This window comes from Streptomyces sindenensis (assembly GCF_014649035.1).
Taxonomy (GTDB): Bacteria; Actinomycetota; Actinomycetes; order Streptomycetales; family Streptomycetaceae; genus Streptomyces; species Streptomyces sindenensis.
Window position 1 is genome coordinate 154,256 of record NZ_BMSG01000013.1, and the last position, 15,504, is coordinate 169,759.

The following is a 15,504-nucleotide window of genomic DNA, read 5'->3' on the forward strand; positions in this document are numbered from 1 at the left end:
CCCCCTTCTCTGCTGATCGCCTCGGCGGCGATGTTCACCGATATTCCGGAATTGGAGCGTTCTGCGGCAAAGTGTCACCGCAGTCCCTTTCTGCTGGCACAATCCGAGCCATGACGACCGAACTCCCCGTCCCGTCCAAGGAATCCGCCCATTCCCTACTGCGGCCCGGCTCCCGCATATTCGTCGCGGGACACCGCGGCCTGGTCGGCTCGGCGGTGGCCCGCCGCCTCGCCGACGACGGCCACGAGGTGCTCACCCGCGGCCGGGACCTCCTCGACCTGCGCGACGCGGCGCGGACCGAGACGTATCTGAAGGAGGTCCGCCCGGACGCCGTGGTGCTGGCCGCCGCCAAGGTGGGCGGGATCATGGCCAACAGCACGTATCCGGTGCAGTTCCTGGAGGACAACCTGCGCATCCAGCTCAGCGTGGTCGCGGGCGCGCACGCGGCCGGGACGCAGCGGCTGCTCTTCCTCGGCTCGTCGTGCATCTACCCCCGGCTCGCACCCCAGCCGATCCGCGAGGAGTCGCTGCTCACCGGGGAACTGGAGCCCACCAACGAGGCCTACGCCCTCGCCAAGATCGCCGGAATCGTCCAGACCCAGTCCTACCGGCGGCAGTACGGCGCCTCCTACATCAGCGCCATGCCCACCAACCTCTACGGGCCCGGGGACAACTTCGACCTGGAGACCTCGCACGTCCTGCCCGCGCTGATCCGCCGCTTCCACGAGGCGCGCCGGGACGGCGCCCCCGAGGTGACCCTGTGGGGATCCGGCTCGCCGCGCCGGGAGTTCCTCCATGTCGACGACCTCGCCGCCGCCTGCGTGACCCTGCTGGAGGCCTACGACGGCGACGAACCCGTCAACATCGGCTGCGGCGAAGACCTCACCATCCGCGAACTGGCGGAAACCGTGAGGGAGGTGACGGGGTACGACGGACGGATCGTCTGGGACACCTCCAAGCCCGACGGGACCCCCCGCAAGCTCCTCGACGTCGCCCGTCTGAACGCCCTCGGCTTCACGCCGAAGATTCCGCTGCGCGACGGCATCGCCCGCACCTACGCCTGGTGGCTCGGGCAACTCCCGCCCGGCCAGTGACCGCCCGCCGCCGGGAGGGCCCTCCCGGCGGCGCACCGGTGGTGCCGCTCCTCGCGTCCGCACGCCCGCCGCCCTCAGTACGCCCCGCGGCCGTCGGTGACGGCGCGCACGGTGCGGGCGAGAAGTCCCAGGTCGGCGGCGACCGACCAGTTGTCCACGTACCAGAGGTCGAGCGACACGGTCTCCTGCCAGCTCAGGTCGGAGCGCCCGCTCACCTGCCACAGGCCCGTGAGCCCCGGCTTCACGGTGAGGCGGCGGCGCTCCCGCTCGTCGTAGCGGGACGCCTCCTCCGGCAACGGCGGCCGTGGCCCCACCAACGACATGTGGCCCAGCAACACGTTGACCAGTTGCGGGAGTTCGTCGATCGACGTACGCCGCAGCATCCGGCCGACCGGAGTCACCCGGGGGTCGCTGCGCATCTTGAACAGCGGCCCGTCGACCTCGTTGACCACGGCGAGCCGCGCCTTGAGCTGTTCCGCGTCTGCCACCATCGTGCGGAACTTCCACATGGTGAACGGCCGGTTGTGCTGCCCCTGCCGTACCTGCCGGTGGAAGACCGGCCCCCGCGAGGACAGCCGGACGCTCAGCGCCACCGCCAGCAGCAGCGGGGCCAGGGCCAGCAGGCCGAACAGGGCGCCCGTACGGTCCAGCACGCTCTTGACCACCGCCTGCGGCCCCCCGCGCAGCGGCGGCGCGATGTGCAGCAGGGTGAGCCCGGCCGCGGTGACGGGACGCACCCGCCCGGCCGCCACGCCGGTCAGCTCGGAGAGTACGGAGAGGGCGACACCCCGGTCGTGCAGTGCCCAGCCGAGGCGGCGCAGCCGGTCGCCGGTCAGCTGGGGCCCGGGAGCCACCAGCACCAGGTCCGCCGCGTGGGCGTGGACCCCGCCGAGCACCGTCGGCACATCGTCGTCGGCCGGGCAGGACGCGAGGCGCCCCGGCACCTGGACCCCCTCCAGCTCCAGCCGGGCGGCACCCACCGGAATGGCGGCGACCAGTGAGAAGTCGTGATCCGTCCGGGAGGTGAGCAGTTCGGCCGCCCGGTCCACCCCCGACGCCTCGCCGACCAGCAGCACCCTGCGGACGTGGCCGGCCCGCCGGGCGGCGCGTGGCCACCGCCGCAGCCCCGCCACCGCGGCGGCGACCAGCAGCCCGGGCGCCACGGCCACGACGGCTGTGGCAGGGTCCACCGGGCTGCCCGCGGCGGTGTGCAGCACGGCCAGCAGGCCGATGAGCACGAGCCAGTCGCCGACCGCCCCGACGGCGCCGGCCGCACCGCCCGGAGCGGCCCGCAGCCGGTCCGGGTACCGTCCCCGGGCGCCGCGCAGTCCGGCCCACAGCAGCCCGGCCACCGCGGCGGCCGCCACCGGGCGGGGCTCGTCCCCCGCGCGCAGCAGCAGCCAGGCCGGACCGGCCAGACCCAGCAGATCGGTCAGCGCGGCGAGGACCGGGCCGTGCGCGGGCTTTCGCCGGACCGGCACCGGGCCGGCCGGGTCGCGCTGAGCCGTCGGGGCCCTCCAGAGCTGCTCCAGGGCCGCCGTGCGATTCCGGGAGGCGGCGGTGCGAGGGCGCGGCGCGCCCCGTAGCCCCACCGGTCCGGACAGATCGGTATCAGGTATTTCGACATGCCCCATGAGCCCCCCAGCCACAGTTGCACCCCCGCAAACGGGACGCATCCGTCGATCCCATGGACCGACGGATGCGCCCTCGCTCGGTGCACGATATCCACACACGTGCCATTTCGCTGGAGTTCTCGTGAAGTTCAGACGACTCGATCCAGACACCTCCGATCGGCCGGAACCGTCCGATGTCGCCTGTCGGGCAAGGAGATTGATGGAGTGACAGGCGAGTAAGCGCTTGTACCCGACCGTGCCGAGCGGGTGGGCCGGCGAGGGTGCGGCGCCGCCGTGTCCGGGTGGGGACGCGTGAACCCCCTGGCGGGCGGTGTGCCGGGCCGGGGGGTTCACGTATCGCCTGCCGAACCCCGCAGAGCGGCAAGGGTGTTACGGCGTCGGAGTGCGCCCTCCGTGCGCCCTCTGGTGCGCCGGTGGGCCAGCGCCCCTGTGTCAACGGGCCTGTTTGCTGCGAGAGTTACCGACGTCACAGCGGCAGCCTGGCTGCCTGCGGACCCTGGGCTCAGGGTCTCCCTCCCGAGCCGGCGTGTGCCGGGTTGTCGGCACAGTGGACCGGCCCGTACGGAGAAGGGTCAGCCCTCGTCGGCGGACGGCAGCGCCTGCTCGGTCCAGATGGTCTTGCCCGTCGGGGTGTACCGGGTGCCCCACCGCTGGACGAGCTGCGCCACGATGAACAGGCCGCGCCCGCCCTCGTCGTCCTCCGCGCTGTGCCGCAGGTGGGGGGAGGTGTGCCCGGTGTCCGCCACCTCGCAGACCAGGGTGCGGTCCCGGATGAGGCGGAGCCCCAGCGGCCCGCCCGCGTACCGGACGGCGTTGGTGACCAGTTCGCTGACGACGAGCTGGGTCGCGAACACCAGCTCCTCCAGGCCCCAGGCCTCCAGTTGCCCGGTGGCCAGTTCGCGGGCGCGGCCCACCGACACCGGCTCCGCGCTCAGCTCCCAGTCGGCGACCCGCTCCGCGTCCAGTTCGCGGGTGCGGACCAGGAGCAGGGCCGTGTCGTCGGCGCTCGTGCCGCCGGGCACCAACGCGGCCACCGCCCGGTCGCAGAGCTCCTCCAGCGAAGCGGAACGGTCTGCGAGCACCCGGCCCAGCGTGTCGAGGCCATGGCCGATGTCGTGGTCCCGGCCCTCGACCAGACCGTCGGTGAACAGGGCCAGCAGACTGCCCACGGGCAGCTCGAACTCCCTCGCCTCGAACGGCAGGCCGCCGAGGCCCAGCGGCGGTCCGGCGGGCAGGTCCGGGAACGACACCCCGCCGTCGGGGTCGACGATCGCCGGCGGCAGATGCCCCGCCCGGGCCATGACGCACCGCCGGGAGACCGGATCGTAGACCGCGTACAGACAGGTCGCCCCGGTGGTGACGTCGTACGTCTCGACGGCCCCGCCGTACGCGTCCGGCGGCTCCTCGGCCGGCTGCCCCACCAGGTCGTCCAGCCGGGTCAGCAACTCGTCGGGAGGCATGTCCAGTTGGGCGAAGGCCCGGACGGAGGTGCGCAGCCGCCCCATGGTGGCGGCGGCCTGGAGGCCGTGCCCGACGACGTCCCCCACCACCAGGCCGACCCGGGTCCCGGACAGCGGGATCACGTCGAACCAGTCCCCGCCGACGCCGGTCACGTCGTCGGCGGGCAGATAGCGGTAGGCCGTCCGGACCGCGGACCGGGGCGGCAGGTGGTGCGGCAGCAACTGCCGCTGGAGGGCGAGGGAGGCGGTGCGCTCGCGGGTGTAGCGGCGCGCGTTGTCGATGCAGACCGCGGCCCGGGCGGTCAGTTCGTCGGCCAGGGCCACCTCGCCGTTGTCGAACGTGGTCGCCCGGTCCGGGGCGGGCGTCCGGCCCGCGGCGTCCGGCCCGACACCCCGGTCGAAGGTGGCGAGCCCGAGGATGCCGCCCCCGGCCCGCAGAGGGACGACGAGGGTGCCCTCGTCGAGCACGAGCCCGCCGGAGGAGAGGCTGCGGTGCTGGGGGGACCCGGGCGGATAGACGACCGGCGGATACGGGTGCGGGTGCCGGTCCTCACCGCAGGAGCTCGCCGCCCGGGACACACCGTCCGGTCCGGCCTCCGGGCCTTCCGGGCCCGGGCCTCGGAGATCCGGCAGACCGGGACCGGCGGCGCCCGGGGCGGTCTCCGGGGCGCCCGGGTCCGGGAGGGCCGGGTCCGGGGTGGCGGCCCCCGGCTCCGAGCGGTCCGCGACCCGGAGCAGTGACATGTCGGCCGGGCTGCCCACCGCCGCCGTCTCCCCGGTCACCGCGGCCCGCGTGACATCGACCCGTACGGTCGCGGCGAAGTCCGGCACCGCCACCTCGGCCATCTCCTCGGCGGTGGTGACCACGTCCAGGACCGTGCCGATCCTGCGGCCGGCCTCCACGAGGAGGGCCAGCCGCTCCTGGACCCGGTAGCGGTCGGTGATGTCGAACGCGTCCTCGCACACCCCGAACACGTGCCCGTGGGCGTCCTCCAGCCGGTAGTAGGCGCAGGACCACAGATGATCCCGCCCCGGGTCGCTGGGCGGCTGCCCCCGGAAGTTCAGGTCGAGGATGGGCGCGCCGGTGTCGATCACCTGGTGCATGACGCCGGCGAGCGTCTGCGGGTAGCCCGGGGACACGAAGGAGCCGCCGGGGTACAGCTCGTCGGCCCGCATGCCCCGGAACGCGGCCAGCGGCTGCCCGATCTCCCGTTCGTAGGCGGTGTTGCACCAGGTCAGCCGCAGATCGGTGTCGTAGATCGCCAGCCCGACGGGCGACTGGGTGGCCAGCCCCTGGAGCAGGGCGATCCGGGACTCCCAGTGGCGCAGTCCGCCCACCTCGGCCGCCACCAGGATCCGGTCCGGTGCGCCGGGACCACGGTCCGCCTCCCCGCCCGGCAGCGGGCACATCGCCGTCGCCACCAGCAGCTCACGGCCGTCCCGGGCGTGGGCCACGTGGATCTCGTTGCCGACGAGGGACGGCGGTGCGACGCCGGCGGCGGTCGTCCCCGGAACCCCGGTCGTTGCCCCGGTCGTCCCCGGAACCCCGGTCGTTGCCCCGGTCGTTCCGGAAAGCCCCGGCGTGCCGGATGCCTGGGCCGCTTTTGCCGGGGGAACGCCCCCCACCGGGTGTACGGAGAGGAACGCGCTCAGCGGCCGCCCCAGGGCTTCGGCAGGTCCGTAGCCCAGAAGCTCGGCCGCCGCCGGACTCCAGCCGATGACGGTGCTCCCGGCGTCCAGCACCACCGTGGCCGCCCTGGTGATGTCCAGAGGCCCACGGAAATCGGCGCTCTCCGCCGTGTTCGCCGCGCTCACAGCGCGGCCCCGGCCCGGTTCATTACTCTCAGAATCGGCCCTGCCCGGGAGCCGCACAACCGCGGAGCCCCGGGGTGCCGCCTCGGAAAGCCGGGGTCAGCGCACCCCGTCGGGCCGGAACTGCACGCTCACGCGTGGCCCGACGGCCCGCGCGGTCTTGGGGATCGCGTGCTCCCAGGTGCGCTGACAGCTGCCGCCCATGACGATCAGGTCGCCGTGGCCGAGCCGCCTGCGGAGGGGGGAGGGCCCCGGGCGGCGCGGCCGCAGCGCCAGGTACCGAGGCGCTCCCAGCGAGAGGATCGCGACCATCGTGTCCTCGCTGCTTCCCCGCCCGCTGGTGTCCCCGTGCCAGGCGACCCCGTCCCGCCCGTCACGGTAGAAGCACAGCCCGGCCGTGGTGAACGGTTCGCCCAGCTCAGCGGCGTAATGATCGCCCAGCTCGGTGCGGGCGGCCTCCAGCGCCGGATGGGGCAGGGGGTCCTGGCGGCCGAAGAAGGCCAGCAGCCGGGGGACCGCGACCACGCGCTCGTACATCACGCGCTGCTCGGCCCGCCAGGCGACATCCCGCACCAGCGTCTCGAACAGCGTGTCCGCGCCCCTGAGCCACTGCGGCAGTACGTCGATCCAGGCCCCGTGGCCGAGATCGGTGCGCCGCAGTCCGCTCAGGGGGCGGGTGCCGACCTCGTCCTCCTGGTCGAAAAGCGAGCTTTGCAGGTGTACGGCCATGAAGAGAGCGTAACGTCATTCGAGCATACGTGCGAATACTTAGCGCGTGACCGGGGTGGGGCCGTCCTTGATCAGATCGGCGCACTTCTCGCCGATCATCATCGTGGTGATGCACGGATTGACCGTCGGCAGGAACGGCATGACCGACGCGTCGGCCACCCGCAGACCGGTGACGCCCTTCACCCGCAACTGGGGGTCGAGCGGCGAGTCCGGGTCCTCCGCCGGCCCCATGCGGACGGTTCCGGCCGGGTGGTAGACGGTGTTGTGCGTCTCGCGGATGTAGTCGAACAGCTCCGCGTCCGTGGTCGCGCCGGGCCCCGGAGCCAGCTCGGCCCCGGCCCACGCGGCCATCTCCGGCCGCGCCACGATCTCCCGCGCCAGCCGCAGCCCGTAGGTCATCACCCGTACGTCGTGCTCGTCGGTGAAGTAGCGCGGATCGACCCGCGGCTTGTCCCGGAAGTCCCGGGTCCGCAGCCGCACCGTGCCCCGGGACCGGGCGCGGGTGACGTTCGGCGTGAGGCAGAACGCGTTGTCGGCGGTCGGGTAGCCGCGCCGGTAGGTGTTCATGTCGAACGGCACCGAGCCGTAGTGGAACATCAGGTCCGGCCGGTCGAGCCCCGGCTCGGTGTCCGCGAAGATCCCGATCTCCCACCACTGGGTCGACGAGGTGACCATGGGCTGCTTCGCCTCCCACATGATCACGCCCTCCGGGTGGTCCTGGAGGTGCGAGCCGACGCCGGGGGAGTCCACCCGTACGTCCACCCCGGTCTCCCGCAGATGCCCGGCCGGCCCGATACCGGACAGCATCAGCAGCTTGGGCGAGTCGATCGCCCCGCAGGAGACGATCACCTCGCGCCGCGCCCGCACCCTCCCGCTGTGCACGGTGTCGGGCTCCAGGTACTCCACCCCCGTGCACCGCTCGCCGTCGAACAGCAGCCGCTTCGCCTGGAGCCCGGTCCGTACCTCCAGGTTGGGCCGCTTCCCCAGCACCGGGTGCAGATACGACACCGAGGCCGAGGAACGGGTGCCGTCCGCGCGGGCGTTGATCTGGAACCAGTGCGCGCCCCGGATCACGGTCGAGCCGGTGTTGAACGGGACGGTGGGGATGCCCGCCGTCGCGCACGCCTCCAGCAGGGCCGTACCGCACGGGTCGCGGGGCGGTACGGTCCGGATGGTGACGGGGCCGGAGCGGCCGTGGTGGTCGCCGGGTGCGTCATTGGTCTCCAGGCGGCGGTAGAGCGGGAAGCAGTCGGCCGCGCTCCACCCGGTGCAGCCCAGCGCGCCCCACTCGTCGAGGTCCTCGGCCGGGGCCCAGAAGGCGATGCAGGAGTTGTGCGAGGAGCAGCCGCCGAGCACCTTGGCGCGGGCGTGCCGCAGGAAGCTGTTGCCCCGCTCCTGCGGCTCCACCGGATAGTCCCAGTCGTAGCCGGACTCCAGCAGGGCCATCCACCTCTCCAGCCGCAGGACGCTGTCGTCGCCGACGTCCGAGGGGCCCGCCTCCAGTACACAGACGGTGACGTCGGGGTCCTCGGTGAGCCGGGCGGCGACGACGGCACCGGCGGTACCGCCGCCGACGACGACGTAGTCGAATGCGGGTGCAGGGCCTGCTTCGGGCATCGGGTCTCCAGGATTTCAGCCGGCCGGGGGAGGCGGGGCGGGGTCGGTGGGGTCGTCCTGGGCCTCGAAGCGGTGCTCGACGAGTACGCCGGTCCGGTGACGCTGGACGAACCAGTAGTAGGCGAAGCCGCCGAGCGCGACGACGCCGATGAACAGGAACGCCCCCCAGCGCAGATACCAGTGCTGCGGGCCGGTCGCGTTGTACACCTCGGCGCGCGGCCAGGCCAGGTTGAGCGACATGGCCGCGCCCCAGAGCACGGCGAGCACATTGACGGGCAGGCCCCAGCGGCCCAGCGAGAACGCGCCCTCGCGCGGCTCCCAGCCGCCGCGCAGCCGGCGCACCAGCATGGGCGCGGTGACCAGCAGATACGCCAGGTAGATCATGATGATCGCGATGCTGGTGATCACCGAGAAGATCTGCGGCTGGTTGATGTTCACGACCAGGATGACGACGCCGACCGCCCCGATCAGCACGGCGGGCACCACGGGGGTCTTGAACCGGGGACTGACCTTGGCCAGCTTCGATCCGGCGGGCAGGTTGTTGTCCCGCGCCATGGCGAACATCAGCCGGATCCCGGCCGCCTGCACGGCCAGCACGCAGACCGTGATCGCGACGACCACCGCCCAGAGGAAGATCTCCCCGACCCGTTCGCCGAGCGTCGCCAGCACCACGTACTGGAGTCCGCCGGTGGAGAGTTCCCCGGCCTTGAGGTCCGGCACCGAGAGCAGCGCGAAGAGCAGGATGAACGCGCCGATCAGGAACGACGCGATGAGCGCCCGCAGGATGGCGCGGGGCGCGTTGCGCCCGGGGTTGTGCGACTCCTCACCGAGCGAGGACGCGGTGTCGAAGCCGTACATCACATAGGCGGAGGCCAGCGACGCGGTGAGGAACGCGCCGAAGTAGCCGAGCGACTGGCCGCTGCCCAGCCCGTACGTCTCCGTCAGCGCGGTGCTGGGGCCCCGGGTGATGTGCGCGCCCAGGAAGACGATCAGGGCCACGGCCGCGATCAGCTCGATGAAGACGCCCGCGGAGTTGATCCTGGCCATGAGCCGGACGCCGAACGCGTTGACCAGCGTGGAGAACAGGATCAGCACACTGCCCAGCAGGACGGCGTTGGCCGCCTGGTCGTTCCGGCCGCTCCCGTCGCCCACGAACTGGAACCACCCGTCGATCTGCGGCAGCGTGATCTGGTAGGCCAGCGCCACCGCCGACAGGGTGACCATGGTGGCCGTCATCATCATCCAGCCGCCGAGCCAGCCGACGTGCGGACCGCCCATCTTCTTGGCCCAGTTGTAGACCGAGCCGGCCACCGGATAGCGGGCGGCCAGCTCGCAGAAGCACAGGGCCACCATCAGCTGCCCGCAGAAGACCATCGGCCAGGACCACCAGTAGGCGGGGCCGCCGAAGGTGACGCCGAAGTAGAACAGCTGGAAGGTGACGGTCAGGATCGAGATGTAGCTGATCCCGGCGGCGAAGGTGTGGAAGTTGCCGAGCGTGCGCCGCAGTTCGGGCCGGTACCCCAGCTCGCCGAGCGCGTCGTCGTCATGGCTGCTGTCCGGCACCGCCCGGCCCGCGGACCCCTTGGTCCGGCTCACTCGAACCACCGCTGAGGGGTGGCGGCGGCATTGCGCCAGATGTGCTTGGCCTCCTGGTACTCGGCGAGCCCCGCGGGCCCCAGCTCCCGGCCGAAACCGGACTGCTTCATCCCGCCCCACTCCGCCTGCGGTACGTAGGGGTGGAAGTCGTTGATCCACACGGTGCCGGCCCGCAGCCGCGACGCCACCCGGTGGGCCCGCCCGCCGTCCTGCGTCCAGACCGCGCCCGCCAGCCCGTACACGGTGTCGTTGGCCAGCCGGACCGCGTCGTCCTCGTCCCGGAACCGCTCGACGGTGAGCACCGGACCGAACGACTCGTCCTGCACCACGGACATCGAGGTGGCGCACTCGTCCAGCACGGTGGGCGGGTAGTAGAAACCGTCCGCCAGCGCCGGATCGTCGGGCCGCGCACCGCCGCAGCGCAGCACCGCGCCCTCGGCGATGCCCTCCGCCACGTACGCCTCGACCTTGTCGCGGTGCGCGGCGGAGATCAGCGGACCGCTGCGGGCGTCCTCGTCGAACGGCCCGCCGAGCCTGATCCGGCCCGCCCGCTCCACCAGCTCGTCCACGAACCGGTCGTGCAGCTCGTCCTGCACGAGGAGCCGCGCCCCGGCGGAGCAGACCTGCCCCGAGTGCAGGAACACCGCCATCAGCGCGTAGTCGACGGCGGTGTCGAAGTCGGCGTCGGCGAACACGATGTTGGGATTCTTGCCGCCCAGCTCCAGTGCGACCTTCTTCACGGTGGGCGCGGCGGCCGCCATGATGCGCCGCCCGGTGGCCAGCCCTCCGGTGAACGACACCAGGTCGACCCGCGGATCCTCGGTCAACGGCGCCCCGACGTCCGCGCCCGCCCCGAGCACCAGATTGGCCACCCCGTCCGGCAGCCCGGCTTCGGCCAGCAGCCGCATCAGCAGGACGGCGGTGTGCGGGGTCAGCTCGCTCGGCTTGAGGACGAACGTGTTGCCGGCCCCGAGCGCCGGGGCGACCTTCCAGGCGGTCTGGAGCAGCGGATAGTTCCACGGGGTGATGAGCGCGCACACCCCGACCGGCTCGTACACGATCCGGCTGTCGACGTCCGCGAGCCCGGTGTCGACGACCCGCCCCGCGTCCCCGGCCGCGACGAGGTTGCCGAAGTACCGGAAGCAGTCGGCGATGTCGTCCATGTCGTAGGCGCTCTCGACGAGCCGCTTGCCCGTGTCCAGCGACTCGGCCCGCGCGAAGGCGTCCTTGTCCCGCTCCAGCAGCTCCGCCACCCGCAGCAGCAGCCGCCCCCGCTCGGCGGCGGGCGTCCCCGGCCAGGGCCCCCGGTCGAAGGCGGCCCGCGCGGCTGCCACAGCGGCGTCGGCGTCCTGCGCCCCGCCCTCGTCGACGGTGGCGACCAGCGTGCCGTCGGCCGGACAGCGGATCTCCCGCTTCCGCCCCTCGGCGGCAGCGGTCCACTGGCCATCGATGAACAGCTCCGGCATGGGCTCCTCCTGTACGGGGCCGGGCCGGGCGCCCCGCCGGGCGCGGGTCACGGCACCCACCGGCTGCCTGCGCGACGACGTCAGCACAGACGGTAAGGGCGGCGGGGCGGGCGCGCTCGGCGGGCGCGGCCGACCGGGGGAGGGGGCGCCGGGCACGGCCGGGAGCCGCTCATCCGCTTTCAGCGCGCTGCCCGCCCCCACCGCCCGATAGGATTTCCTGCTGGGCCGAGTCGTATGACAACAGCGTGGGGGATGCGTGTCTTTCGATGAAGAGTGGGCCAACCTGAAAGCGGAGGCGCTCGCGCGCCAGGCCGCCGGTATGCAGCTCAATCAGTTGCCGGCTGACGCCGGAGGCAGTCCGGGAGGCGCGCCTGCGGACGGCGCTCTCGACTACAACAGCGCGTCCATCAACGGGAACGCCAATCTGCTGATCGAGATCGCAGGATTCCTGCACGAGGGCCGCCCGGACGGCGACCTGTGCACCATGGCTCGCGATCCGAGGTCGCACAGCGACGTGGCCGCGCAGGTGGAACGATTCGGCAGATTCGCCGACGACCAGTACCAGGACGCGGTCGCGCTGTTCGCAGCCCTCGCCACGCGGCTCCGGACCGCCGGCTCGAACCTGGTGACCGTGGACGACGACCGTGCACGTCAGTTCCTGGACACGGTTCTGCGTGACGGCAGCTACATACCGCCGGAGGCGAAGTGAGCGGTCTGAGCTACCGAAGTGACGTCGAGTTCCTGGAAGGCTGCAATCCACCTCTGGTGGAGCGGAACGCCGATGAATTCCTCCGCATACGCAACATGCTGGCGGAGGCTGACGAGCCCGCGGAGCGGGCCGAGAAGAAGACGCATTGGCGCAGCGAGGGAAGCCGGCGCTACGAAGCCCGCGTCGCCGAGGCACGGAAGCTGGTGGTCAACCTCGCGGAGGGTTACGGCAAGGCCGCCAGCGCGCTCCGCAGCTATGCCTTCGCGCTGACGACCGCGAAGAGCCACTACTCCAACGGCAAGGCCAATGAGCAGGCACTGGCGACGCTGATCGCCACCAAAGGCACCGCCATCACCCGTAAGGCGCAGGATGCGGAGCCCATGCGCCAGTGGGAGGACATGCGCGGCACCACGGGGGTGCTGGACTTCTTCGCCGAGTTGACCATGGATGTGGACGACATCAAGGACGAGGCGAACCGGCTGCACGACGCCGCCGGGGGCGATTTCCACCTCGCCAGGACAGTGGAGAAGGAGGCTCGTGACATCTGCGTGCACGCGATGAAGCAGGCATACGACCTGCTTCCGGAGTTCCGGCTGCGAGACGTCCCGCGCGTGGACGTCCACTCGGCCATATCCGCCCTGCGGAGCGAGGCCCGTGAGGCCCGCGACAACCCGCTGACCCAGCTGCCCGGCAGCGGGCCGAAGCGGGACTACGCGGCACCGGTCGGCAGTGCTCCTGTCTCCCCGATGCTCCGTGACATCAGAATGCAGCTCGCCGACCTCCCCCCGGCGAAGGACGGTTACTGGATCCCCCCGTCCTCGGACCAGGAGAAGCGGGAGTGGATCGCGGCGAACAAGGAGATCATCCAAGCCGCGGCGAGCAGATCCGGGCTGCCCGCGGACATGGTCGCGGGCATCGCGTGGCAGGAGATCGCGGGCCAGCCGGGGTACGCGGACGATGTGGTCGACACGATTCGGGAGCAGGCCGACGCCCCCTGGGGGCTGAGCCCCATCTCGCCGGAGAACCTGCCGTGGCGTCTCGGCGGCAGTCCTGACGAGACCTCTTTCGGCCCCATCGCGATCCAGATCCGGCGTGGGGCTGAAGTGCTCGGCTACGACCCGGACAGTTTGACCGACCACCAGCGGGCGATCGTGGAGGAATCCCTGCAGGACCCGGGACAGAACATCTTCATCGCGTCCGGATATCTGGCGCAGCTCAAAGCGGAGAGCGAATTTGCCGACGTCCCGGCGGATGAGATGACGTCCGCTCAATACGAGGAGTTGGCGGCCCGGTACAACGGAGGTCCCTACTGGGAAGGGGACCAGGCCCAGGCATACGGCCGGGGATTCGGCAACCACCTCGAGAACGCCAGGGATGCATTGCGGTGATGTTCGATCAGTACAGAATTGCACGCACTGCCGGGGACGACAGCGGTTGCCTGCGATGGGTCATGGCGGTACCGCTGACGATTCTCTACGCCCTGGCGGCCTTCTGCTGCTACACGGCACTGATCACCCGCCCCTCGGGGAGCTGGGATCAGGACGCGTACGCCGCGATCGCGCTGATGAGCTTCCTCGCCCTGGCGCTCAGCGCGCTCGGGGTCCTCGTCACGGTTGCGCCCCCGACCGTGCGACGCGCCATGGGCCCGTGGTGGCTGGCGCCGCCACTGGGCATCAGTGTGGTCGCCGCGATCCGGTGGGCGCTGGGGGGCTGAGGGCGGGGCAGCCCGTGGCCGGGTACTCCCCGATAGGATCCCGCGCGGGCGCGGACTACGCGGTCACCCAGATGTACTTCCGGGTCGAGGACTACCTGCGGCTGCGGGACCCGGGTCGTGGCGCCGGGGTGCGACACCCCGGTCATCCCTGTGACCATCGGCGCCAACAAGGTCGGCGTGATCGCCGCCGTGTCCCCCCGGGATCCTCCACCGCTCGCGGCAGGTCTCTGCTGCTCGGCGGCCGGTCCTGTCGGGCACTCGGGTCGACGGGCGCGCCCCGTTAGGATCAAGCCCGGGTCCTGGCCGCAGGGTTTCGGCTCAACAGCCCTTGATGCAGGGTGATTTACGGCCGGTCGCGCCGCCGCCACGACAACGGTGCCGCTGACTTGGGCCGCAACGCCCGGAATACCGAGTGAGTGGAGTGCCAGTCATGCGTGGAGGCAGTGTCGCCGTGGTCGGCGGCAGCATAGCGGGGTGTGCGGCGGCTCTCGCCGCGTCGCGCGGGGGTGCCGAGCGGGTCACCGTACTGGAGCGCGCCGACGACCGGCTCCGTGACAGAGGCGTGGGAATCGCCCTCCACAGCGACCGGTACGACGAGTTGCGGGAAGCCGGATACGTGGCCCCGGAGATGCCCTGGGCGCCGCTGACCCGGCGGGTGTGGAGCGTGCGCGACGGGGAGGCCGACCACGGCAGGGTCGTCGGCGAGCAGCCGTTCCCGTTCCGGGCCTACAGCTGGGGCTCGTTGTGGAGCGAACTGCGGCGCCGGGTGCCCGAGGGGGTGTCCTACCGGTCCGGGGCCGTCGTCACCGCCGTCGAACCGGACGCCGACGGCGCGACGCTGCGGCTCGCGGACGGGTACGAGGAGCACTTCGACCTCGTGATCGGCGCCGACGGGTACCGCTCCGTCGTCCGCGAGGCCATGTTCCCCGGTGCGGACGCCACATACGCCGGATACATCGGCTGGCGCGGCACATCGCCGGACGTCGCCGACCTCCCCTCGGACGGCAACGACGCGCACAACATCGTCTTCCCCGGCGGACATTGCATGATCTACCGCATCCCGGACGGCTCCGGCGGGCACCGGCTCAACTGGGTGCTCTACACCGCACCCCCGCGGACCGACGGCCTCCACCCGGACCTGCGGACCCCCACCTCCCTGCCGCCGGGCCGCCTCAACTCCGAACTCACCGCACACCTGCGCGCCCTGGTCGCCGACAACTTCCCGCCGTGCTGGGCGGCCCGGGTGCTCCGCACCCCCGCCGAGACCACCTTCATCCAGCCCATCTACGACCTGGAGGTGCCGCACTACACCTCGGGCCGCCTCGCGCTCGTCGGCGACGCCGCCAGCGTGGCCCGGCCGCACATCGGCGGCGGCAGCGTGAAGGCGCTCCAGGACGCCACGGCGCTGGAGGCCGCGTGGGTGGCCGGGGGCAGCTGGAAGGAGGTCCTGGAGGGCTACGACGACCGGCGCGGAGCCGTCGGGGCCGCGATGGTCGCGCTCGCCCGCCGGATGGGCGACGCGCAGGTGGAGAACACGCCCGACTGGACCGCCATGGACCAGGCCGGGTTCGACGCGTGGTGGCAGGCACAGAACAGCGGCTCCGACCGGCGCAGCGGCTTCGGCGGGCACAGCATGAAGGCCGGGTAGGGCCGGGTCGGGCGGAAGGCGGCCC

General features: G+C 72.2%; 11 protein-coding genes and 1 pseudogene. 6 read left to right on the forward strand and 6 right to left on the reverse strand.

Features of this window, described 5'->3' with window-relative positions; translation table 11 throughout:
* Positions 1-110: 110 nt before the first annotated feature.
* Complete coding sequence (locus tag IE145_RS16890) at positions 111-1,094, forward strand: GDP-L-fucose synthase family protein (protein WP_189525852.1); 984 nt, start codon at positions 111-113, stop codon at positions 1,092-1,094.
* A gap of 74 nt (positions 1,095-1,168) precedes the next feature.
* Here IE145_RS16890 and IE145_RS16895 read toward each other — a convergent pair whose 3' ends face one another.
* The 6 genes from IE145_RS16895 to IE145_RS16920 form a co-directional block, all read right to left on the reverse strand.
* A complete protein-coding gene (locus IE145_RS16895) occupies positions 1,169-2,728 on the reverse strand; it encodes an exopolysaccharide biosynthesis polyprenyl glycosylphosphotransferase (protein WP_189525853.1) in 1,560 nt (519 codons plus the stop codon).
* 572 nt (positions 2,729-3,300) lie between these two features.
* Entirely contained in the window at positions 3,301-6,003 is a 2,703-nt protein-coding gene (locus IE145_RS16900; RefSeq protein ID WP_189525854.1) for a SpoIIE family protein phosphatase, read from the reverse strand.
* A 96-nt stretch (positions 6,004-6,099) separates the two neighbouring features.
* Positions 6,100-6,729, reverse strand: a complete 630-nt coding sequence (locus IE145_RS16905) for an alpha-ketoglutarate-dependent dioxygenase AlkB (protein WP_189525855.1) — start codon at positions 6,727-6,729, stop codon at positions 6,100-6,102.
* A 39-nt stretch (positions 6,730-6,768) separates the two neighbouring features.
* Complete coding sequence (locus tag IE145_RS16910; RefSeq protein ID WP_189525856.1) at positions 6,769-8,346, reverse strand: GMC family oxidoreductase; 1,578 nt, start codon at positions 8,344-8,346, stop codon at positions 6,769-6,771.
* 15 nt (positions 8,347-8,361) lie between these two features.
* Positions 8,362-9,942, reverse strand: a complete 1,581-nt coding sequence (locus IE145_RS16915; protein WP_229825598.1) for an APC family permease — start codon at positions 9,940-9,942, stop codon at positions 8,362-8,364.
* Complete coding sequence (locus tag IE145_RS16920; RefSeq protein ID WP_189525858.1) at positions 9,939-11,408, reverse strand: aldehyde dehydrogenase family protein; 1,470 nt, start codon at positions 11,406-11,408, stop codon at positions 9,939-9,941. The genes IE145_RS16915 and IE145_RS16920 overlap by 4 nt, the downstream gene beginning before the upstream one ends.
* Positions 11,409-11,664: 256 nt before the next feature.
* Here IE145_RS16920 and IE145_RS16925 point away from each other — a divergent pair, with 256 nt between their 5' ends.
* The 5 genes and pseudogenes from IE145_RS16925 to IE145_RS16940 all read left to right on the forward strand — a co-directional run bounded on the left by IE145_RS16925 (position 11,665) and on the right by IE145_RS16940 (position 15,479).
* Positions 11,665-12,117 carry a hypothetical protein gene (locus tag IE145_RS16925; RefSeq protein ID WP_229825599.1) on the forward strand — a complete coding sequence of 151 codons (453 nt, stop codon included), beginning with the start codon at positions 11,665-11,667 and terminating at the stop codon, positions 12,115-12,117.
* A complete protein-coding gene (locus IE145_RS16930) occupies positions 12,114-13,505 on the forward strand; it encodes a hypothetical protein (RefSeq protein ID WP_189525859.1) in 1,392 nt (463 codons plus the stop codon). Before IE145_RS16925 ends, IE145_RS16930 begins: the two co-directional genes overlap by 4 nt.
* 62 nt (positions 13,506-13,567) lie before the next feature.
* Positions 13,568-13,831: a hypothetical protein gene (locus IE145_RS16935; protein WP_229825601.1), complete on the forward strand. Its 264-nt coding sequence runs from the start codon at positions 13,568-13,570 to the stop codon at positions 13,829-13,831.
* A gap of 41 nt (positions 13,832-13,872) precedes the next feature.
* Positions 13,873-13,981 (forward strand): annotated as a pseudogene (locus tag IE145_RS33405) (methylenetetrahydrofolate reductase); the annotation flags it as partial.
* A 280-nt stretch (positions 13,982-14,261) separates the two neighbouring features.
* Positions 14,262-15,479 (forward strand): FAD-dependent monooxygenase, encoded by a 1,218-nt coding sequence (locus IE145_RS16940; RefSeq protein WP_189525861.1) that lies wholly within the window; start codon positions 14,262-14,264, stop codon positions 15,477-15,479.
* The last annotated feature ends 25 nt before the right edge of the window (positions 15,480-15,504 follow it).

Excerpts from the sequence above, each read along its gene's own strand:
- IE145_RS16890 (WP_189525852.1), top strand. The coding sequence starts at position 111 with ATGACGACCGAACTCCCCGTCCCGTCCAAGGAATCCGCCCATTCCCTA.
- IE145_RS16920 (WP_189525858.1), bottom strand. The coding sequence starts at position 11,408 with ATGCCGGAGCTGTTCATCGATGGCCAGTGGACCGCTGCCGCCGAGGGG.
- IE145_RS16910 (WP_189525856.1), bottom strand. The coding sequence starts at position 8,346 with ATGCCCGAAGCAGGCCCTGCACCCGCATTCGACTACGTCGTCGTCGGC.
- IE145_RS16935 (WP_229825601.1), top strand. The coding sequence starts at position 13,568 with ATGGCGGTACCGCTGACGATTCTCTACGCCCTGGCGGCCTTCTGCTGC.
- IE145_RS16940 (WP_189525861.1), top strand. The coding sequence starts at position 14,262 with ATGCGTGGAGGCAGTGTCGCCGTGGTCGGCGGCAGCATAGCGGGGTGT.
- IE145_RS16905 (WP_189525855.1), bottom strand. The coding sequence starts at position 6,729 with ATGGCCGTACACCTGCAAAGCTCGCTTTTCGACCAGGAGGACGAGGTC.
- IE145_RS16895 (WP_189525853.1), bottom strand. The coding sequence starts at position 2,728 with ATGGGGCATGTCGAAATACCTGATACCGATCTGTCCGGACCGGTGGGG.